The organism is Longimicrobium sp. (genome assembly GCA_036377595.1).
Classification (GTDB): Bacteria; Gemmatimonadota; Gemmatimonadetes; order Longimicrobiales; family Longimicrobiaceae; genus Longimicrobium.
The window spans coordinates 173,342-193,980 of sequence record DASUYB010000089.1 but is presented as its reverse complement, the minus strand read 5'-3'; the positions used below and the strand labels follow the sequence as shown (position 1 = coordinate 193,980).

The following is a 20,639-nucleotide window of genomic DNA, read 5'->3' as shown; positions in this document are numbered from 1 at the left end:
CCTCGTTCTCAATGCGATCGGATGGAGGCTGCGGAGCAGTCCCGGTCCGGCCGGCCGCGCCCGGCGGGATGACGGAGCAGCGTCCCCGATTCGCGCCCAGGGCGGATGGATTCGGCAGCGGGAACGAACGGGAGACGGGATGAGCGCTTCCGAACCTCCCTCCAGGCTCCGGCGCGACCGGACCCGGCAGGGAGAGGCTCCAGGTGGTGTGCGCCGGGCCCGAGCCGGGCCGAAGCCGGACCGCGATCCCACGCCGGGCGACCCTCCCGTCACGCTGCTGACGGCCGCCAAGCGAACCCTGGAGATGATCGCCGGCGGGGCGGAGCTCGCGGAGATCCTCGCGAACCTGTGCGCCGCGATCGACGCGCAGGACCCCGGCGTCATCTCGACCGTGCTGCTGATGGATCCCGACGGCCGGCGGCTGTGGCCGGCGGCGGGGCCGCGCGTGCCCGACGGCTGGACCCGGGTCATCAGCCCGGTGCTGGTCGGCCCGGCGATGGGCTCCTGCGGGACCGCGGCGTTCCGCCGGGAGCGGGTGGTCGTCGCGGACATCGCCACCGACCCCCTGTGGGCGGGTGCGTCCGCCGAGCAGGCGCGCGAGGTGGCGATCGGTTTTGGACTCCGGGCGTCGTGGTCCGAGCCGCTCCTGTCGAAGGACGGGGAGGTGCGCGGCACTTTCGCGATGTACTACGGCGCGCCGCGGAGTCCGGATGCCCGCCAGCTCCAGCTGATCGAGGACGCGGCACACATCGCCGTCATCGCGATCGAGGGCGAGCGCTCGCGCCGGGCCCTCGAGCAGGCGGTCCTGAAGATCTGCGCGTCGGAGGTCCGGATGCGCGCTACCATCGATGCCATCCCCACCCAGGTGTGGCGGGTGGGCGCGGACGGCGCGGTGGACTACCTCAACCAGCGCTGGCACGAGTACACGGGGATCCCGCGCGACGAAGCGTACCGCGCCGGCGCCGCGCTCGACGTCGCCCGCGCCATCATGCACCCCGACGACGGCCCTGTCTCGCAGGCGCGCTGGCAGAACGAGATCGTTCCCGCGGGCCGCCCCGCCGAGTTCGAGGTGCGGCTGCGGCGCCACGACGGCGAATACCGCTGGTTCATGGTGCGGGTCGAGCCGGTGCGCGACGAACACGGCAACGTGGTCGAGTGGTACGGGACCAACACCGACATCGAGGACTTGAAGCGGGCCGAGATTCGTCTTCGGCAGGACGAGCAGGAGCTGCGGCGGATCACCGACGCGATCGCGCAGACCATCCACGTGCTGAGTCCGGACGGAAGCTTCGTCTACGCGAACCGATCCCTGCTCGACTATACGGGGCTGACGATGGACGAGGTGCTGGCTCCCGACTTCTTCGCCCGGCTCTTCCATCCCGAAGACGTGGCCCGGTGGTGGGACGAGCGCCGGGAAGCGCTGCTGCGCGGGGTGCCATTCGAGAGCGAGCAGCGCCTGCGGCGTCGGGACGGGGAGTACCGCTGGTTCCTCCTTCGTTTCCGTCCCTTCCACGACGACCGCGGGCGCCTGGTCCACTGGTATGCCACGGGGACGGACATCGACGACCGCAAGCGCGCCGAGGAGCGGATGCGGAACGAGAACCTGGCCCTGCGCGAGGACATCGACCGCGTCTCGATGGTGGAGGAGATCGTCGGCTCGTCGGCGGCGCTCCGGCAGGTGCTGGCGCAGGTGGCGAAGGTGGCGCCTGTGGATTCCACCGTGCTGATCAGCGGCGAGACCGGCACCGGGAAGGAGCTGGTGGCGCGCGCCATCCACCGGCAGTCACGGCGCGCGGGCCGGGCCTTCATCCGCGTGAGCTGCGCCGCCATCCCGCCCTCGCTCATCGCCTCGGAGCTGTTCGGCCACGAGAAGGGCGCGTTCACCGGCGCGCTGCAGCGGCGGATCGGGCGCTTCGAGGCGGCCGACGGCGGCACCATATTCCTGGACGAGGTCGGCGAGCTGCCGCCCGAGACGCAGGTCGCGCTGCTCCGCGTTCTCCAGGAGCGCGAGCTGGAGCGCGTCGGCAGCAGCCGCCCCATCAGCGTGGACGTGCGGGTGCTGGCCGCCACCAACCGCGACCTGGAGGCGGCGGTGGCCAGTGGCGCGTTCCGGCGCGACCTCTACTACCGGTTGAACGTCTTCCCCATCCGCATCCCTCCACTGCGGGAGCGGCTGGACGACATCCCCGTGCTCGCGGGCTACCTGGTCGAGCGCTTCGCCCGCAGGGCCGGCAAGCGCATCCGCCACATCGCGAAGGGCACGATGGAGCTATTCCAGGGCTACGACTGGCCCGGCAACATCCGCGAGCTGCGCAACGTGATCGAGCGCGCCGTGATCCTGTGCGACGGCGACACCTTCGTGATCGACGAGTCGTGGCTGAAGCGGGCGCCGGACGCGCCCCCGGTACCTGCCGTGCGCCTGCCGTCCACCCTCGTGGAGCGTGAGAGGGAGCTGATCGAGGCCGCGCTGGCCCAGAGCGGGGGACGGATCTCCGGCCCGTCCGGCGCCGCGGGCAGGCTGGGAATCCCCCGCCAGACGCTCGACTCGAAGATCAAGGCGCTGCACATCGACAAGCTCCGGTTCCGGCCACGCGGATGAGCTGCCACGCTCTTCGCGGCCGCCGTTTCTCTCCCCTGCTTGTCCCGCCGCGGGGTGACGTGGACGGTAGGATTCCACGCATGCTCCGGCCTCCCTCGGCGTCGTCCCGAGACTTCGCCACATCTTCAGCAGCCGGGAGTTCCGGGCGCGGTCTCGCGCCTGATCCGTGATCGATCGCTGCGCATCACGCGACCCGCACCGCCGGCCGGCGAGTCCCGCACCGCCCAGGTGGCCGTGAGGGGGATCAGCCGAGGCTTCCACGGAGGAGCCTCTCCAGGTTTCCGCGGTAGAGCCGGCTCGTTACCAGCTTCTCTCCGCTCCGCAGCAACAACGAGTAGGTTCCACGGCCATACGGCTCCAGGTGGCGGATGGCCCCGATCGCGACGACCGCCGAACGGCCGATGCGGATGAAGCCGGGTCCCAGGACCTCGGCGGTCCGGTCCATGGTGCCGCGGACAAGGTGCGATTTCGCGCCGACGTGGAGCCGCACGTAGTTCCCGTCGGCCTCGGCCCAGTCGATCTCGTCATGGCGCACGAAGGAGATCCGCCCGCCCTCCTTCACCACGATGCGCTGCCCGCCCGCTTCCAGGGCCGACGGAACCGCACTGGCGAGGGCCGCGACCCGCTGGTCGATCCGCTCCAGCGAAGCCTGGCGCAGCCGCGCGAGCGCCCGTGCCACCGACTCGTGGAACCGCTCCTCGTCGATCGGCTTGAGCACGTAGTCCACCGCGTGCACGTCGAACGCGCGGACGGCGTACGCGTCGAAGGCGGTGACGAACACCACCGCCGGCATCTTCTCCAGGCCCACGCGTTCCACTACGGCGAACCCGTCTACTTCCGGCATCTGCACGTCCAGGAACACCAGGTCGGGTGCCAGCCGCCGGATCGCGGCGATCGCCGCTTCGCCGCCGTCGCACTCTCCCACCACCTCGACGTCGTGCTCCTCGAGCAGCTGCCGCACGCCGAGGCGGGCCAGGCGCTCGTCGTCGACGATCAGCACGCGGGGAAGCTCCGTCATCCTCCCTCCACCGGCTGAATTCGGCGGGGCAGATCGATCCGGACGGCGAAACCGCCGCCCGGCGGCTGGTACGTCTCGAAGCGGTGCCGCGCGCCGTACAGCTGCTCGACCCTCGCCCGGGTGTTCGCGAGCCCGATCCCGGTGCGCGCGTACGGCCGCGGCGCGCTGGCCGTGCCGTCCCGGGCACCGCGGTCGGGAACGCTCATCCCGGGGCCGTCGTCGATCACCTCGAGGATCACGCGGTCTCCCTCCCGCGCCGCGCGCACCAGCACCGATCCGCCAGCGGCCCGCGCGCCGACGCCATGCTCGAAGGCGTTCTCCACCAGGGGCTGGAGCACCAGGCTGGGCACCAGCACGTCGAGGAGCTCGGGATCGATCTCGGTGTCGAGGCGGAAGCGGTCTTCGAAGCGGATCCGCAGGATGTCGGCATAGCGCTCGATGAACTCCAGCTCGCGGCGGAGCGGCACCTCCTGCACCCCCGAGCGTTCCAGGGTGAGCCTGAGCAGCTCGCTGAGACGGACCACCATCCGCCGCGCCGACCGAGGGTGGTCGCGGATGAGGACGGCCACCGCGTTCAGCGTGTTGAACAGGAAGTGCGGGTGCAGCTGCATCTGCAGGGCGTCGAGCCGCGCGTTGGCCAGGGTCGTCTCCAGCTGTGCCGCGCGCACGCCCTGCTCGGCGGCCCGCCGCTCCGACTGCAGGTATTTGCGGTAGAAATCGAAGCCGTACCACAGCCCCACGATCACCCAGTATTTCCACAACGCGGTCAGCCCGAGCAGCACGATCAGCAGGGTGTTCGACCGCATCCACCGCCACAGCCCCCCGGGCACCGGGAACCCCAGCAGGTCGAGAAGAACGCCCTGCAGCAGGAGCGTGCCCACGGGCTGCGCCGCCGCGACCGCCAGGGCAGCGGCGACATGGGCGATCCACGCCTTCGCCCGGCCGGTTCCGAGCCTGTGCACCCGGGCCACCCGGAAGATCGCCGGCAGCAGCGCCCACCATACCGCCCAATAGAGGATTTCGTGGTATACGTGCCATTCCCAGTCGATCGGGCGCCGCCGGCCGACGGCGCCCACGATGTTCTGGGCCACGAAGATGAAGGTCACCGCGCACCAGCCCGCCACCCACGGCCACGCGCGCCGGTGCCTCGAAGGGACGGCCGCGGCTTCTGCACCCGCGGGTGGCAGTGCGTCGGAGCTCACGTGGCGGTGCTCATGTCCGGCAACCTGTTCTGGGCGTCGCTTAAATGCACGGGCTCCGCGGCGGCCGTCACCGTTGGGCGGTCTCGGAGCGCCGGTCCACCGAGCGGCGCAGGCCGGCCAGGTCCGACATCACCCCGTGCACCGGCAGGAGGTGGTCCACGGCCAGTCGGTGCGCCGCGATCCACTCCACCAGCCGAACCGAGTCGTCCGTGCCGGGGAGCTGGTCGACGGCGTAGGCGTCGAAGAGGTCGCCCTCGAAGAGTAGCTTCGCCTGCGGCACGTACACCACCAGGATCTCGTCCACGTGCGGCATCCGGCCCAGCGGCTCGATCTCGACGCGCTGCTCCCCCTGGCCGAGGGTGCGCGCACGGGTGACCTCCTCGATCACCGGCTCGCGCGGCGCCCGCGAGAGCGCGTCGGGGCGGAGGAGGTGCGGCTGCCGTACGAGGCGCCGGATGACCGAGGCGGCCGTGGGCGTGGTCAGGATGGTGGCGCCCTCGGCGACGAACGGCCGGATCCCGCCCAGGTGGTCGTAGTGGAAGTGCGTGGCCACCACGTAGCGCACGGGTTTTCCCGGGGCCGCCTGGCGGATGAACCCGAGCACCGCGTCGGAGCTGCCCGAGCTGAGCGGCGCCTCGAGCACCACCACGAAGCTGTCCAGCACCACGAACGCGGAGTTGTAGCCGCCGAGCACCGCGTAGGCGCCGCCGCCGAGCGGCTGCAGCGTGGGCTGCGCGGGGGCCGGCGGCGCGTCCGCGAACCCGGCGGGCCGGGTGAACAGCGTGTCGGGCACCTGATCGTTCAGCCGGATCTCCACGCGCATGTCGCTGACCGTGTCGCTTCCCAGCACGTCCACGTAGCGGGTCGGCAGCCGCACCGCGCCGAACTGGCGATAATCCAGGTACCGCGCCTCGACCATGACGTCGCCCCGGACCGGGTCGTCGCCCACGCGGGCGACCGACGAGAGAAGGTGCGTGGCCGGGTCGAAGCAGAGGTACATGAATGCCCCGTCCGCGTCGGCATAGCTCACCACGTCGGAAATCTGTCCCCCGCACGGCCGGCGCGCGACCCACCGCGTGCTGAACGGCCGGTTCGCCACGGCCGTCAGCAGCGACTCGGGGTGGCGGCGCAGCGCCGACTGCAGGATCGGCTGCGCCCGCGCGCCCGGGATCTGGTTGACCGTGCGGTTCGGGTAGATGAGCGTGAACGCATCGCGGCCATCGGTCACCGTGCGGAGCTCCAGGCGCAGCCCGCCACGCACCCGCAGGTCGAGGTATTCCGCCGAGCGGGCAGGGCCGGCCGTGCGGGCGCTCACCTGGGCGACGGGCGTGCGGTCGGGAACCCCCAGCTCCCCCGCCTGCCCGGGGTCCGACCTCGCGCCGACCATCCGCCGCTCGATGGCGGTGATCCGCTGAAGCTCGCTCCGCCCTCCCATTGCATCGATCGCCGCCGAAACGGTGGCCAGCGCGCGTACGTGCTCGGCGATCTCGCCGGCCGGTGCCGCCTGGGCCGCCGCGCGCGGGGGCGCCAGGAGCGACACCGCCGCAAGGAGCAGGGCAGACGCCGCGGCTCGAGTAGATGTGTACATCTGCCTCCCTGGAAGTGCCACAGGTTCACGAACTCGCGTCCGAGCCGGTGCTGGACGCGCGACCCTTTCGAGAGTCGGTTTCGGTGGGGGGCCGCACCAGTGCATGGGGACGAGCGTGACCGGGCCGGGGCCGGCAGGTGTATCGGCCGTGCCGTGCGGGCACCCGCTCGCCCGCGCTGGCGGCGGCGCGTTGTCCGGCTCCGAGGCACGCGCACCGCGTCGCAACAGCAACGCGAAGCGCGGCGGCGGGAGAGGTGACGGACGTGGGCCTCCAGGACCTATCGGGCAGACCGGAGGGCGGGTTCGGCGGCGCGCTATCCGCCCAGGTCCGCGACCTGGAAGCTCCGCAGCGCCCGCCTCCGGAACCCCGCGAGGGCCGGGTGCGACACGGGGGCGCGCTCTACCTCGGCGCGGCTCAGGCCCAGGTCCCGGAGGTTCTCCATGTAGAAGAAGATGATCTCCGTCCTTCGTTCGGGGTCCGTGACCCGGACGTAGCGGGCCAGAAGGAAGTCACCCCCGGGATCGAACTCGTTCTTCACCAGGAAGGCGCAGGTGTGCTCCGCCTCCGCGCCGGGGTTCCGGGCGATCGACTCGGCGAAGTTGAACACGCCGATCCCCGTCTGGTAATCGTGTCTGCCGATGCGGGTGGGGTTTGCGACCGCGGCGTCGTACCCGCCCCTGATCCCTGGCAGCACCCCCTCGAACTGCACGATGAAGAGCCGCTGAATTCTCCCGCCGGGTGCGGCACGCGCGTACACGTAGCGCTCCACCTGCGCCACGTTACGCAGAGGGAAGTTGAGGATGCCGACCTGAGGCAGTGCCTCGTCCACCGTGATCCGGACGACGGGATCCCTGATCGAGGTCACGGTGTTGCGGTGTACGGAGCGGCCCCGCCCCGCGTTCGAGCTGACGCGGCCCGGCGGCGTCGCGCCGGCCACGTGGGGGGCGCACGCCTGCCCCGAACCCGCAGAGGCCCACGTCAGGGCGGTTACGGCCATCGAGAGCGCGACGCAGTGTCTCATGTCACAAGCGCTCCTTCGCCCGAGATGGTTCGGGCGTAGCGGTGGAAGCCAGGGATCGGGGAGCTGTTCGCGCGCGACGCGCGCACGTTCAACCCTGGCCCGGGGCGACGGGCCGCACCAGTTCGGTGGGACCAGCGTGACCGAGCCAGGGCCGGCAGGTGCTTCGGCAGGGCTGCGTGGCACCGTGATGCGCAGCCCCAGGAGCTTCGTGCCGGGGTGGGATCGCCAACGGGGGCGGTTTCATGCTGCCGGTGCGTCAGTGAGTGCAGCGCCGGACGGAATTGCCTCTCTCGGCCGGGCGCGACATCGATCCGCCCGCACCCCTCCTCGCGCGGGCCAGATCCCTCGCTCGAAAAACTGCTGATGGAAGTGACGAAGAATCGGCAATTGCCGAGGTCCCGTCATCCTCGGAAAATCGCAAGTCCCGGTATTTCAATCACCTGCGCTCAGGTCTACCCTTTGCTCCTCGCGTAGCCCGCGGTTCGCGGAATCCCCCCGGAAACAACGATGAAGATCGAGACGGCTTCGGCCGGCGAACCCGCCGTGCTCCGGCTCGTCGGCCGCATCCAGTCCGACGACGTGGACGAGTTGCGGGTGCACATCCGGAAGCATCGCGCGAAGGTGGTGCTCGATTTCGACGAGGTGACGCTGGTGGACGTGACGGTCGTGCGCTTCCTGGTCGCGTGCGAGGCCGAAAACGTCGAAATGCTCCATTGCCCGCCCTACATCCGCGAGTGGATGGGCACGGAGCGGCGGCGCGACGAGTGAGGATGCCGGTCCGCCACGAAGCTCGCATGACGAAGCCGACGCTCCCTCCACGTCCTGAACGCGCCGATGAACTCCAGCCGGCCGTCCCGACCCGGAAGCGGTGAGCCACCAGCCAACTTCGTCCAAGCGGCGCCAACCCGTGAGTCGGATAGTCTACCTTCTTGCTCCGCGTCTCCGCGGCCCGTGTAATCGCCCTGACTGCGGGACACGTCCGCGCCGGTTCCCTCCCCTCGGATGGCCGGGAGAAGGCCGACATGCCGACAATCACCACCAGGGGTCGCCGCATCGCCGGCTCCCTGTAAACGGTCCGCGAGTTCCGCTGTCCCCTCTCACCTCAACGCCGTCGGAAGCGGCCGGAAGGGAGAACTCCGATGATCGCCGACGATCTGAAGTCCGCATACCGCCAGAGCATGTGGATGCTCGTGCTGCGTGGGTTGTTCGGGGTTGCCCTGGGTGTGTTCATCCTGATGCGCCCGGTCGAGTCGGTGGCCGTGTTCGCGCTCGTCGTCGCGTTCTGGGCGCTGTTCGACGGGTTCGCCAACATCATGCGCGCGTTTTCCGTGCGGGGCGCCGCACCGCACTGGTGGGTCCTGCTGCTCAGCGGCGGCATCAGCGTCGCCTTCGGCGTCACCGCGCTCTACGACTACCCGGCGCTGTCGCTCAGCTTCGCGGTCCTCTGGACGGCGGTGTGGCTGTTCACCGCCGGCGCGATGGGCATCTATGCCGCGCTCCAGGAGCGCAGGGCTCGCCTGCCGTGGACGTGGACCATGGTGCTGGGCGTGCTTACGGTCGCCGCCGGAGTCCTGGCCTTCGCGTACCCGGGAATCACGCTCGCCTGGTTGCTGGGGCTGCTGGCGGCTTACGGGATCATCAGTGGCGCGGCCATGCTCCTGGGCGCGTGGAAGCTCCACTCCATCGGGCGCGACGTTGACCGGATCGTGGGCACGCCCATCCGGGCGTGAGCCGTCACGGGCCGCGAGCCGTCGACGCAGCCGGCGCGTACCCTCGTCGAGCAGGAGATCCGCATCGTTCCGTGAGGAGCCCTGCATGGACGCCTCCGCAGAGACCTCCGCGACGGTCGTCGGCGCCGTGGCGGCGCCGCCCTACGACCGCGCATCGCTCGCGCACCGGTTGTGGCGCATCGGCGCGGCGCGCGTCTCCACCGGCAACCGCGTGGCGCTGCTGCGCGACGGCCCGGCGACGTTCGAGGCCATGCTCGCGCTCATCGCCGGCGCCCGCGGGCGCGTCTCGCTCGAGAGCTACATCGTGCGCAGCGACGCGGTGGGAGAACGCTTCGCTCCCGAGCTGATCGCGGCGGCACGGCGCGGCGTCCGCACGCGCGTGCTGCTCGACTGGGTCGGCTCGCGCACCACCACGCGCCGGTTCGTCCGCGGGCTCCGCGACGGGGGCGTGGAAGTGGGGATCTTCAGCCCACCTTCGCCCGCGAGGCCGTGGCTCGGCATGCTTCCGCGCGACCACCGCAAGCTGCTTGTGGTCGACGGGGCGGCCGGGGTGATCGGCGGCATCGGGCTGGGGCACGAATGGACGACCGGCGCCCGCCCGGGCAGCGCGGACGGATCGCCGTGGCGCGACACCGCCGTGCGGATCGAGGGCCCCGCCGCGCGCGACATGGACCGTGCCTTCGAGCGCATGTGGAGCCGGGCGACCCTTCCCGGGCATCGCGAGCTCGGCACGTCGCACCGGGGCGAGTCACCGGATGCCTCGAGGCTCGACGACGGCCTGGCGATGGTGGCGATCATCGAGGGGGAGCCCTGGCGCTACCGTGTCGCCCGCGCGCTCGAGACGGCGGCCGTGGCGGCCACGCGCAGCATCTGGATCTCGGACGCGTACTTCATGCCCAGCATGCCGCTGGTCGAGGCGCTGGCGGGCGCGGCGCGCGACGGCGTCGACGTGCGCCTGCTGGTGCCGAGCCGCGGCGACCACCCGTGGATGGTCCGCGCCACCCGTCGCTACTACCCGCGCCTGGTCGGCGACGGCGTGCGGATCTGGGAGTGGCAGGGCGAGATGATGCACGCCAAGACCAGCGTCGTGGACGGGCGGTACGTGCGCATCGGGTCGACGGACTTCAACCTGCTCGGAATGGCGGTCAACTACGAGCTCGACGCGATGATCGGCGACGAGGCGCTGGGCGCGTCCATGGACGCGATGTTCGAGGAGGACGTCGCGCGGTCGCGCCCCATGACCGCAGCCGGGTGAGCGGGGCCGCACGCCCCAGCCGTCGCCGCCCGTGCCGCGCGGCGGCCGTGCACCTTCCACCTTTGCGGAGGAAACCATGGATACCTGGCAAACCTACGCAGACCGCCTGGACGCGCAGATGCGCGCGGCGGATGCCCAGCTCGACGAGCTGGAGGCGGGCGCCCGCGCGCGCGACGCGCAGACCGAGATGGACGAGATCTCCGGCCTCCGCGAGCGGCGCGACCGCGTGCGGCAGCAGGTGGCGGACGCGAGGAGAGAGGCGCAGGACGACTCCGAGGTGCTGCGCAGCCGCGTGGATCAGGACTGGAGTGCGTTCCGACGCTCCGTCGCCGACGCGCACAACCGGTACACGGACTGGGACGCCGCGCGCGAGCGCCGCTTCTATGCCCGCCTCGACCAGGCCGACGCCGTGGTGCGGGAGGAGGTGGCGGCGGAAGACGAGCTGGCGGCCAGGGCGAGCGCCAGGATCGCCGGGGCGCGCGACGAGCTGCGGGACAGGGCCGCGGAGGCGCGCCGGAAGTACGACGCATGGCGCGAGCGGCAGGAGGACCAGGTGCGGCGGCGTGCGCTCGACGACGCCGCGCTGGAGCTGGAAGAGGCGTCGCACCGCTACGCGTCCGCGCTGGCGGACGTGCAGCGCGGCTCGCAGGCACGCGGGGAGTGACCGCGGCCGCGCAGGCGCGCTGTCGTGTTTTACCTCGAAGGGGAAGGAGGCCGCCATGCCGACCATCACCACGCGGGACGGGGCAGAGATCTTCTACAAGGACTGGGGCTCGGGGCAGCCGGTGGTGTTCAGCCACGGCTGGCCGCTGAACGCCGACGCGTGGGACGACCAGCTCTTCTTCTTCGCCTCGCGCGGCTGGCGCGCCATCGCCCACGACCGCCGCGGCCATGGCCGGTCGTCGCAGACCTGGGCGGGCAACGACATGGACACCTACGCCGACGACCTGGCGGCGGTCACCGCGGCGCTCGACCTGCGCGACGCCATCCACGTCGGCCACTCCACCGGCGGCGGCGAGGTGGTGCGGTACATCGCCCGGCACGGGACGGCGCGGGTGGCCGGGGCGGTGCTGGTGAGCGCCATCCCGCCGCTGATGCTGAAGACGCCGGACAACCCCGAGGGCGTGCCGATCGAAGCGTTCGACCAGATCCGCGCCGGCGTGAGCGGGGACCGGTCGCAGTTCTGGAAGAACCTGAGCGCGCCCTTCTACGGCGCCAACCGGCCGGGCTCCACCGTGTCGCAGGGCGTGCGGGACGCGTTCTGGCTGATGGGGATGCAGTGCGGGCTGGCCGCGGCGTACGACTGCATCAAGGCGTTCTCCGAGAGCGACTTCCGGCAGGACCTGGGGAAGGTGGACGTGCCGGCGCTGGTCATCCACGGCGACGACGACCAGATCGTGCCGATCGCCGTCGGCGGCCTGCGCTCGTCGAAGATGATCCCGGGCGCGACGCTGAAGGTCTATCCGGGCGCGCCGCACGGGCTGATGGGCACGCACCGGGAGCAGTTCAACGCCGACCTGCTGGAGTTCGCGCGCCGCGTGGCCGCCGAGCCGGTGGGCGCCGCCGCGACTCCATCCGAGCTCGCCACCGGGATCGGCCACGTGGTTTCGGATTCGTGAATACCACGCCGCGGGACCGCGGGCGACGGCGCCATCACCGTCCGCCCGCGAGAGGAGGCGACGGACAGCCTTCCCGGAAAGGAGCGCAGCCATGTTCGCAGGATCCCCCCCGCGCGGCCGGCGCAGCTTTCCCGGCACCTGGGCGGCCGCGGGCACCCTTGCCTTCGTTCTGCTCGCCGCCCCCTGCCAGGCTCAGGTCGTTCCGGCCTCGTCCCGCGCCGGCACAGCCCGCCCCGCGGCCGGGGACGCGAGCATCCGCCCCTTCCGCGTCCACGTGCCCGAGGCGGACCTCGCCGACCTGCGCCGGCGGATCGCGGCAACGCGGTGGCCCGACCGGGAGACCGTCACCGACCCGTCGCAGGGCGCGCAGCTGGCCAGGCTCCAGGAGCTGGTCCACTACTGGGGGACGCAGTACGACTGGCGCCGGGTGGAAGCGAGGCTCAACGCCCTGCCGCAGTTCACGACGAACATCGACGGCGTCGACATCCACTTCATCCACGTCAGGTCGCGCCAGCCGAACGCGCTGCCGCTGCTTGTCACCCACGGCTGGCCGGGCTCCGTGATCGAGCAGCTCAAGATCATCGCACCGCTCACCGATCCGGTCGCCCATGGCGGCAGCGCCGGGGACGCGTTCGACGTGGTCATCCCGTCGCTGCCGGGCTACGGCTTCTCCGGCAAACCGGCCGGGCCGGGGTGGGACCCCGAGCACATCGCGCAGGCGTGGGCGGAGCTGATGAGGCGCCTCGGCTACACCCGCTACGTGGCGCAGGGTGGCGACTGGGGCTCCGCGATCACGATCACGATGGCGCACCAGGCGCCCGCGGGACTGCTCGGCGTCCACACCAACCTGCCGCCGGCCGTGCCGCCCGAAGTGGCCGGGGCGCTGGCGATGGGCGGCCCCGCGCCGGCGGGGCTCTCCGAGCAGGAGCGCGCCGCGTTCGACGCGAGCCTCGCGGGCGCAAGGTCGGGCCGCCTGGCGTACTTCACCATGCTGACCTTCCAGCCCCAGGCCGTGGGCTACGGCATGGCGGACTCTCCCGCCGGTCTCGCGGGCTTCCTGCTCGTGCACCCCGGCTTCGCGAAGTGGAGCTACGGCGACGATCCCCGGCAGACGCTGACGAAGGACGACGTGCTCGACGACTTCACGCTGTACTGGCTCACCAACAGCGCGACGTCGGCCGGCCGGCTGTACTGGGAGAACCACGGACGGAGCATCGTGGTCGCGTCCGCCTGGAAGACCAGCGAGATCACGCTGCCCGTGGCGATCACGCTGTTCGGGGAGGACGCCTACCTGCCACCGGAGAGCTGGGCCCGGCGTGCCTATCCCAACCTGATCTACTTCCACAAGGTCGACCGGGGCGGCCACTTCGCCGCGTGGGAGCAGCCGGAGCTCTTCGCGGCGGAGCTGCGCGCGGCGTTCAGGTCGTTGCGGTAGCTCACCGGCAGGCGGTGGCGAGGCGCCTCGACGTGCGCGTCGCCTGCCGTGCCGATCGACAGGGATCGGGCTCGAACGCTCGAGAACGGGCCCTCTCCCAAGGAGAACTGTCATGGCCCACGCATACGGACAGCTGACGATCGATCGCGCATCACCGGCGTTCTGGCGGGTCACCTTCGACCATCCGCCGATCAACCAGGTCGATCCGGAGACGTTGCGCGATCTCGATGCGCTCGTGTCCGAGCTGGAGACGGCGCAGGAGGTCAAGGTGGTGGTCCTTGAAAGTGCGGACCACGACTTCTTCCTGGCCCATTGGGACCTCGCCAGCGGCTACGCGGCCGGCCGGCCCGGGTACGGAGGCGGCGCCCTCCTGGACCGACATCAGCCTGCGCCTCGCGCAGGCGCCCGTGGTCAGCATCGCGCTGATCCGTGGCCGGGCGCGCGGCATCGGGAGCGAGATCGCCCTCGCCTGCGACATGCGCTTCGCCAGCATCGAACGGGCAATTCTCGGACAGCCGGAGGTGGGCGTCGGCCTGGTTCCCGGGGGCGGCGCGATGGAACGCCTCCCCTTGCTGGCCGGACGCGCCCGGGCCCTCGAGATCGTGCTGGGCGCCGATGATTTCGACGCGGTGACCGCCGAGCGCTACGGCTGGATCAACCGCGCCCTGCCGGATGCCCGGTTGGACGCCTTCGTGACGGGTCTGGCCGAGCGCCTGGCTTCGTTCGACAAGCAGGCGCTGGCAGAGGCGAAGCGGATCATCAACCGCCACGCCCTCCCCGACGCCGACGACCTGAACGCGACGAGGTCGACGTTCCAGGGTGCCTTCGCCTGGCCGGGAGCAAAGGTCAGAGCGATGAAGCTGATGGAACTGGGGATCGGCACGCGCAGCGACCTGGAGATGCGCTTCGGCGACCACTTACCCGGGCTGGCGCAGGAGCAGGCAGCGCCGGTCGGGTGAAGCGATCGGCGTGATGTGCGGGCTCGACCTGCATACCGGGTTCGCAGGACGAAAGGAGCTTCACGTGAGGACGACGCGAATCATGGCCGTGGCGGCGCTGATCGCCGGAAGCGGGCTGGCGCTGCAGGGGGCGCCGGCGCAGCAGGAGGGCGTCCGGCGCACCGACCTCCAGCGCCACGATCTGAGCGTTCCCGGGCGCGAGGTCGTGCAGGTGCGCGTCGATTTCGCCCCCGGGGTGGTGGCACCCAGGCACAGCCATCCGGGCGAGGAGATCGTCTATGCGATCGAAGGCCGGCTTGAGTATCGGCTCGATGGCAGGCCGCCGGTGACGCTCGGCGCGGGCGACGTCCTGTTTATCCCGTCCGGGGCGATCCACGCGGTGACGAACGTCGGCAGCGGCAACGCGGCGGAGCTCGCGACCTATGTCGTCGAGAAAGGAAAGCCGCTCCTCGTGCCGGCCAGGTGATCGCTGCCGAGCCGTCAGTCGCGGCGAGGATCGCCCCTGGTCCCGGCTGGAGAAAGAGAGGTCAGACATGGCCACCCGCCCGAAGGAGGCACCGCATGCCAGAGCCGCCCGCTTTCACCCGCCGCCGCTTCCTGGCCGCCGCGGCCGCGACCGCGCCCGGCCTTCTCGCCCTTTCCAGGAGGGTTGACGCCATGACCGACACCGTGAAGCTGGACACACCGCTGACGGTCAGCGAGGTGACCGATCCCGAGATTCGTCCGTTTCACTTCAATGTGCCGGAAGCGGAGCTCACCGAGTTGCGCAGACGTATCGCCGCGACTCGGTGGCCCGAACGGGAAACGGTTGCCGACACGTCGCAGGGCGTGCAGTCGGCGACCATGCAGGCACTCGCGCGCTACTGGGGAACGGAGTACGACTGGCGCAAGGTCGAGGCAAGACTGAACGCCCTCCCGCAATTCATCACCAACATCGATGGCCTCGACATCCATTTCATCCACGTACGCTCGCAGCACCCGAACGCGTTGCCCCTCGTCGTCAACCACGGATGGCCGGGCTCGATCATCGAGCAGCTGAAGATCATCGACCCGCTGACCAATCCCACGGCCTACGGCGCCGGCGCGGCGGACGCGTTCGATGTGGTGATTCCGTCCATGCCGGGCTACGGGTTTTCCGGCAAGCCGGCGAGCACCGGCTGGGGCCCCGAGCGTATGGCCAGAGCCTGGGCGGAGCTGATGAGGCGCCTCGGCTACACGCGCTACGTGGCCCAGGGCGGTGACTGGGGCGCGTTCGTCGTCGACTACATGGGCGTGCAGTCACCGGCGGGGTTGCTCGCCATCCACACCAACATGCCAGGCGTGGTTCCGGCCGATGTCGACAAGGCGAGCCTGGCCGGCGAGCCGCCCCCGTCCGGTCTGTCAGCGGAGGAACAACGCGCCTACGAGCAGCTCATCTTTACGTACAAGCACATCGCAATTTATCAGCTGATGGCAAGTCGGCCTCAGACCTTGTACGGACTTGCCGATTCACCCGTCGGCTTGGCTGCCTATCTGCTGGACCATGGTGACGGTGACGGCCAGCCCGCGGCCGCGGTGCTCACCGCGCTGAACCGGACCACGAGCGCCACCGGCGAACTGACGCGCGACGAGATCCTCGACAACATCACGCTGTATTGGCTGACGAACACGGCGGTTTCCGCGTCTCGTCTCTATTGGGAATACAAGGGCGGTTTTTTCAACGTCAAAGGCGTCAAGATCCCCGCGGCCGTGACCGTCTTTCCTGGCGAGCAGTACCAAGCCCCGCGGAGCTGGGCGGAGCGGGCGTATCCCAGGCTGATCTACTACAACCAGGTCGACCGAGGAGGCCACTTCGCGGCGTGGGAACAGCCGCGGCTGTTCGCGGCGGAGCTGCGCGCGGCGTTCAGGCAACTACGCTGATGCAGCGCCGGGCGGTGGACGACGCGGCTCGCGTACCCGTCGTCCGCCGCCTGACGGTTTCACCTCCTACGGAGGCCACTCATATGCCAGAGCCGCCCGGATTCACCCGCCGCCGCTTTCTGGCCGCCGCGGCCACGGCCGCGCCCGGCCTTCTCGCGCTTTCCAGGAGGGTTGATGCCATGACCGACGTCGTGAAGCTGGACACACCGCTGACGGTCAGCGAGGTGACCGATCCCGCCATTCGTCCGTTCCGCGTGAACATCCCGGACGCGGAGCTCGCCGACCTGCGCAGGCGCGTCGCCGCGACGAGGTGGCCCGAACGGGAACAGGTCAGCGACTCGTCCCAGGGCGTGCAGCTGGCGACGATGCAGGCGCTCGCGCGCTACTGGGCGAGCGGCTACGACTGGCGCAGGGCCGAGGCGAGGCTGAACGCCCTGCCGCAGTTCATCACGGAGGTCGACGGGCTGGACATCCACTTCATCCACGCCCGGTCGAACCACGAGAACGCGCTCCCGATCATCATCACGCACGGATGGCCCGGGTCGGTCATCGAGCAGCTGAAGGTGGTCGAGCCGCTGACCGATCCCACGGCGCACGGGGGGAGCGCGGCGGACGCGTTCCACGTCGTGATCCCGTCGCTGCCGGGCTACGGCTTCTCGGGGAAGCCGCCGGCAACCGGGTGGAGCCCGCCGCGCATCGCCCGCGCGTGGGCCACGCTGATGCAGCGCCTGGGCTACACGCGGTACGTGGCGCAGGGCGGCGACTGGGGGAATGCCGTCACGGAGCGGATGGCCGTGCAGGAGCCGCCGGGGCTGCTCGGCATCCACACCAACATGCCGGCCACGGTCCCGGCCGACATCTCCAGGGCGATGGCGTTCAACCAGCCGCCGCCCGCCGATCTCACCCCCGAAGAGCGCCACGCGTGGGACCAGCTGGACTTCTTCTACAAGAACGGGCTGGGCTACGCCAACGAGATGTCCAACCGCCCGCAGACGCTGTACGGGATCGTCGACTCGCCGGTCGGACTGGCGGCGTGGATGATCGACCACGACGCGCGCAGCCAGGAGTTGATCGCCCGCGTCTTCGCCGGAGGGACGGAGGGGCTGACGAGGGACGACGTCCTCGACAACGTCACGCTCTACTGGGTGACGAACACCGCGCTCTCCTCGGCGCGCCTCTACTGGGACAACGCACACCCCGCGACGGGAGGCTTCTTCGACCCGAGGGGGATCAGGATCCCGGTGGCGGTGAGCGTCTTCCCCGACGAGCTCTACGCGGCGCCGCGCAGCTGGGCGGAGCGGGCGTATCCCCGGCTCATCCACTACAACCGGCTCCCGAAGGGCGGCCACTTCGCCGCGTGGGAGCAGCCGGCCTTCTTCGTGGGCGAGATGCGGGCGGCGTTCCGGTCGCTGCGCTGAACAGCAAGTGCCAGGTGCCCAGTGCTGAGTTGCCGGAATCCATATCGCACCTGCCGTTCGGCACTCGGCACTCAGCACCCGGCACCATCACCCCTTCGCCGAGGAAGCGGACCATGCGCATCATCCAGGCTGGAACGGCCCTGCTGCTGGCGACGCTGGCCGGCTCGGCCGCGTCCCACGCCCAGCAGTCCGCGCCGGCGCCCGCCGCGGGCGCGGACAAGCCGACGATCGTGCTGGTGCACGGCGCCTTCGCCGACGCGTCCGGGTGGCTGCCCGTCATCACGCTCCTGCAGCAGCGCGGCTACCGCGTGATCGCGGTCGAGAACGCGCTGGCGTCGCTGGCCGGCGACGTGGAGACGACGAAACGGGTGATCGATGCCCAGGCCGGCCCGGTCGTGGTGGTGGGCCACAGCTACGGCGGCGCCGTGATCTCCGCCGCCGCGGCGGGGAACCCGCACGTCCGCGCGCTGGTGTACATCGCCGCCTTCGCGCCCGAGGCCGGCGAGCCGTTGGCCGCGTTCCTCCAGCAGTACCCGTCCGACCTGGGCACGGCATCGGCGCCCGACGCCGCCGGCTTCGTGTACATCGACCCGGCGAAGTACCACGACGTGTTCGCGGCCGACCTCCCGCTCGCGCAGACACGGGCGATGGCGGTCGCGCAGAAGCCCATCGCCGGCGCCATCTTCGGGCAGTCGTCTCCCACGGCGGCGTGGAAGACGATCCCGAGCTGGTACGTGCTCACGCTGCAGGACCACGCGATCAACCCGCAGCTGGAGCGGTTCTACGCGAACCGCATGCACGCCCGGGTCACCGAGATCCGCTCGAGCCACGTGCCGTTCCTCTCGCACCCGCGCGAGGTCGCGAACCTGATCGTCCAGGCCGCGACGGGCGGAGGCCGGTGAACCCGAGGCTGGCCGCTGGGATCCCGGCGGCTGGATCTCCGCGCCGCGGCAACCCCGGCCGGAACGGAAGGCAGGCACCATGATGGCGAAACAGCTCCTGCTCGGCGCGGTGGCCGCGGGCGCGATCGGGCTCGTGCTCGACACGCTGGTGGGGGACGGCAACGTGGTGCGGCGGCTGGCGCACGCGCCCGTACGGCCCCACGTCGAGGGAGAGATGCCCTCGCTCGACGGTGCCGGCGAGTGGCTCAACTCGCCGCGGCTGACGTCTGCCGGCCTCCGCGGCAAGGTCGTCCTCGTGGACTTCTGGACCTACTCCTGTATCAACTGGATCCGGACGGCTCCGTATCTCCGCGCGTGGGCCGAGAAGTACGGGGATCAAGGCTTGGTGATGATCGGCGTCCATTCGCCGGAGTTCGACTTCGAGAAGGACGCCGGCAACGTCCGCAGGGCCGTGGAGACCATGCGGCTCGTGTATCCGATCGCGATCGACAGCGACCACGCGGTGTGGCGCGCGTTCGAGAACCACTACTGGCCGGCGCTCTACCTGGTCGACGCGCAGGGGCGCATCCGCCACCACCACTTCGGCGAGGGCGGATACGAGGAGTCGGAGCGGGTCATCCAGCGCCTGCTGGCCGAGGCCGGGAGTGCGGGGACCGCGAGCGGCGTGGTCCCGGTCGATGCCCGCGGCGTCGAAGCCCCCGCCGCGTGGTGGAGCCTGGAGTCCCCCGAGACCTACGTCGGCTACGAGCGCGCCCTGAGCCTGGCCTCGCCGGGCGGCGCGGCGGCGGACCGCCCTCACGTCTACGCCGCCCCCGCGCGGCTGAAGCGAAATCACTGGGCCCTCACCGGCGACTGGACGGTGGGGAGACAGGCCACCACTCTCAACCGCGCGAACGGGCGGATCCTGATCCGCTTCCATGCCCGCGACCTCAACCTCGTCATGGGCCCGGCCGCGCGAGGGGCTGCCGTGCGCTTCCGCGTGCGCATCGATGGAGCGCCGCCGGGAGCCGCGCACGGGATCGACGCCGACGAGCAGGGCCGGGGGACGGCGACCGAGCAGCGGCTCTACCAGCTGATCCGCCAGCCCGGACCCGTCGCGGACCGCCAGTTCGAGATCGAGTTTTTCGATCCCGGAGTCGAGGCGTTCGTCTTCACCTTCGGCTGATCCACGCCGCGCGCGTGCCGGCCGGCGGCACCGCGTACCCTACCACAACCCGGGAGGCAGCCATGAGCGCCACGGAAGTCCACAGCCACGCCGCGGCCGTCGACGCGAGCGTCGCCACGGTCGACATGAAGCTCGAGGTGGTCACCGTCCCCGTCTCGGACTTCGGCCGGGCGGAGGAGTTCTACCGGCGTCTCGGGTGGCGGCAGGACGTCACGCCGCCCGGCTCGGGCGTGTTCCAGTTCACGCCGCCCGGCTCCGCGTGTTCGGTCCAGTTCGGCACCAACCGCACGTCCGCCGCGCCCGGATCCGCCCAGAGCATGTTCCTGGTCGTCTCCGACATCCAGGCCGCCCACGACGAGCTGGTGGCGCGCGGGATCGAGGTGAGCGAGGTCTTCCACTTCGGCCCGGACGGTCCGGTCGGCGGCCCGGATCCCGAGCGTGGCAGCTACCGCTCGCTCGCCACGTTCAGCGATCCGGACGGCAACCGCTGGCTGCTGCAGGAGATCACCACCCGCCTCCCCGGCCGGATCGACTCCGCGGCGACCACGTTCGGCTCGGCGAGCGACCTGGCGGGCGCGATGCGGCGCGCGGAGGCCGCCCACGGCGAGCACGAGAGGCGCACCGGAGAGAGAGACGCGAACTGGCCTGACTGGTACGCCGCCTACATGGCCGCGGAGCAGTCCGGCGCGGAGCTGCCGTCGTGAGCGGCTACGACGTGATCGTCATCGGCGGCGGCGCGCCCGGGGAGCACTGCGCCGGGCGCGGCAATCCATCGAAGCCGTGAGGTCCGCACGCCCTGGAGCACGAGCGAACACGCGGTGCGCTTGC

At 71.1% G+C, this 20,639-nt stretch carries 19 protein-coding genes; 14 read left to right on the top strand and 5 right to left on the bottom strand.

The annotated features are described in order from the left end of the window. Window positions 1-208 precede the first annotated feature (208 nt). Complete coding sequence (locus tag VF092_13590; GenBank protein ID HEX6748324.1) at window positions 209-2,599, top strand: sigma 54-interacting transcriptional regulator; 2,391 nt, start codon at window positions 209-211, stop codon at window positions 2,597-2,599. A gap of 244 nt (window positions 2,600-2,843) precedes the next feature. Here the strand turns inward: VF092_13590 and VF092_13585 are convergent, their stop codons facing one another. The 4 genes from VF092_13585 to VF092_13570 all read right to left on the bottom strand — a co-directional run bounded on the left by VF092_13585 (window position 2,844) and on the right by VF092_13570 (window position 7,273). Beyond that, window positions 2,844-3,617 (bottom strand): LytTR family DNA-binding domain-containing protein, encoded by a 774-nt coding sequence (locus tag VF092_13585; GenBank protein ID HEX6748323.1) that lies wholly within the window; start codon window positions 3,615-3,617, stop codon window positions 2,844-2,846. Beyond that, a complete protein-coding gene (locus VF092_13580; GenBank protein HEX6748322.1) occupies window positions 3,614-4,819 on the bottom strand; it encodes a sensor histidine kinase in 1,206 nt (401 codons plus the stop codon). Before VF092_13580 ends, VF092_13585 begins: the two co-directional genes overlap by 4 nt. A 67-nt stretch (window positions 4,820-4,886) precedes the next feature. Then, window positions 4,887-6,407: an MBL fold metallo-hydrolase gene (locus VF092_13575; protein HEX6748321.1), complete on the bottom strand. Its 1,521-nt coding sequence runs from the start codon at window positions 6,405-6,407 to the stop codon at window positions 4,887-4,889. A 314-nt stretch (window positions 6,408-6,721) separates the two neighbouring features. Further along, the gene (locus VF092_13570; GenBank protein ID HEX6748320.1) at window positions 6,722-7,273 is read right to left on the bottom strand and encodes a hypothetical protein; all 552 of its coding nucleotides are present in this window, start codon (window positions 7,271-7,273) and stop codon (window positions 6,722-6,724) included. 663 nt (window positions 7,274-7,936) lie between these two features. Between VF092_13570 and VF092_13565 the strand changes: the two genes are divergently transcribed. From VF092_13565 to VF092_13540, 6 genes are all read left to right on the top strand, one after another. Continuing rightward, a complete protein-coding gene (locus tag VF092_13565) occupies window positions 7,937-8,197 on the top strand; it encodes a hypothetical protein (GenBank protein HEX6748319.1) in 261 nt (86 codons plus the stop codon). A gap of 371 nt (window positions 8,198-8,568) precedes the next feature. Next, window positions 8,569-9,159, top strand: a complete 591-nt coding sequence (locus VF092_13560; protein ID HEX6748318.1) for a DUF308 domain-containing protein — start codon at window positions 8,569-8,571, stop codon at window positions 9,157-9,159. A gap of 85 nt (window positions 9,160-9,244) precedes the next feature. Continuing rightward, complete coding sequence (locus tag VF092_13555; GenBank protein ID HEX6748317.1) at window positions 9,245-10,414, top strand: phospholipase D-like domain-containing protein; 1,170 nt, start codon at window positions 9,245-9,247, stop codon at window positions 10,412-10,414. Between the two features lie 76 nt (window positions 10,415-10,490). Continuing rightward, on the top strand, window positions 10,491-11,078 hold the full coding sequence (locus VF092_13550) for a hypothetical protein (protein HEX6748316.1): 588 nt from the start codon (window positions 10,491-10,493) through the stop codon (window positions 11,076-11,078). Between the two features lie 55 nt (window positions 11,079-11,133). Beyond that, a complete protein-coding gene (locus VF092_13545; protein HEX6748315.1) occupies window positions 11,134-12,033 on the top strand; it encodes an alpha/beta hydrolase in 900 nt (299 codons plus the stop codon). Window positions 12,034-12,124: 91 nt separating this feature from the next. Continuing rightward, window positions 12,125-13,468, top strand: coding sequence for an epoxide hydrolase (locus tag VF092_13540; protein HEX6748314.1), 1,344 nt, complete (start codon window positions 12,125-12,127; stop codon window positions 13,466-13,468). A 151-nt stretch (window positions 13,469-13,619) separates the two neighbouring features. Here VF092_13540 and VF092_13535 read toward each other — a convergent pair whose 3' ends face one another. Beyond that, a complete protein-coding gene (locus VF092_13535) occupies window positions 13,620-13,886 on the bottom strand; it encodes a hypothetical protein (GenBank protein ID HEX6748313.1) in 267 nt (88 codons plus the stop codon). On the opposite strand from VF092_13535, the gene VF092_13530 reads away from it, so the two are divergent. The 7 genes from VF092_13530 to VF092_13500 all read left to right on the top strand — a co-directional run bounded on the left by VF092_13530 (window position 13,876) and on the right by VF092_13500 (window position 20,515). Further along, window positions 13,876-14,427: an enoyl-CoA hydratase/isomerase family protein gene (locus VF092_13530; GenBank protein ID HEX6748312.1), complete on the top strand. Its 552-nt coding sequence runs from the start codon at window positions 13,876-13,878 to the stop codon at window positions 14,425-14,427. The genes VF092_13535 and VF092_13530 overlap by 11 nt on opposite strands. Window positions 14,428-14,515: 88 nt before the next feature. After that, entirely contained in the window at window positions 14,516-14,893 is a 378-nt protein-coding gene (locus VF092_13525; GenBank protein ID HEX6748311.1) for a cupin domain-containing protein, read from the top strand. A 95-nt stretch (window positions 14,894-14,988) separates the two neighbouring features. After that, window positions 14,989-16,326, top strand: coding sequence for an alpha/beta fold hydrolase (locus VF092_13520; protein ID HEX6748310.1), 1,338 nt, complete (start codon window positions 14,989-14,991; stop codon window positions 16,324-16,326). A 179-nt stretch (window positions 16,327-16,505) separates the two neighbouring features. Beyond that, window positions 16,506-17,744 carry an epoxide hydrolase gene (locus tag VF092_13515; protein ID HEX6748309.1) on the top strand — a complete coding sequence of 413 codons (1,239 nt, stop codon included), beginning with the start codon at window positions 16,506-16,508 and terminating at the stop codon, window positions 17,742-17,744. A gap of 113 nt (window positions 17,745-17,857) precedes the next feature. Then, window positions 17,858-18,646, top strand: a complete 789-nt coding sequence (locus tag VF092_13510; protein HEX6748308.1) for an alpha/beta hydrolase — start codon at window positions 17,858-17,860, stop codon at window positions 18,644-18,646. Between the two features lie 82 nt (window positions 18,647-18,728). Continuing rightward, window positions 18,729-19,811 carry a thioredoxin family protein gene (locus tag VF092_13505; GenBank protein HEX6748307.1) on the top strand — a complete coding sequence of 361 codons (1,083 nt, stop codon included), beginning with the start codon at window positions 18,729-18,731 and terminating at the stop codon, window positions 19,809-19,811. A gap of 62 nt (window positions 19,812-19,873) precedes the next feature. Then, window positions 19,874-20,515, top strand: coding sequence for a VOC family protein (locus VF092_13500; GenBank protein ID HEX6748306.1), 642 nt, complete (start codon window positions 19,874-19,876; stop codon window positions 20,513-20,515). Window positions 20,516-20,639 lie beyond the last annotated feature (124 nt).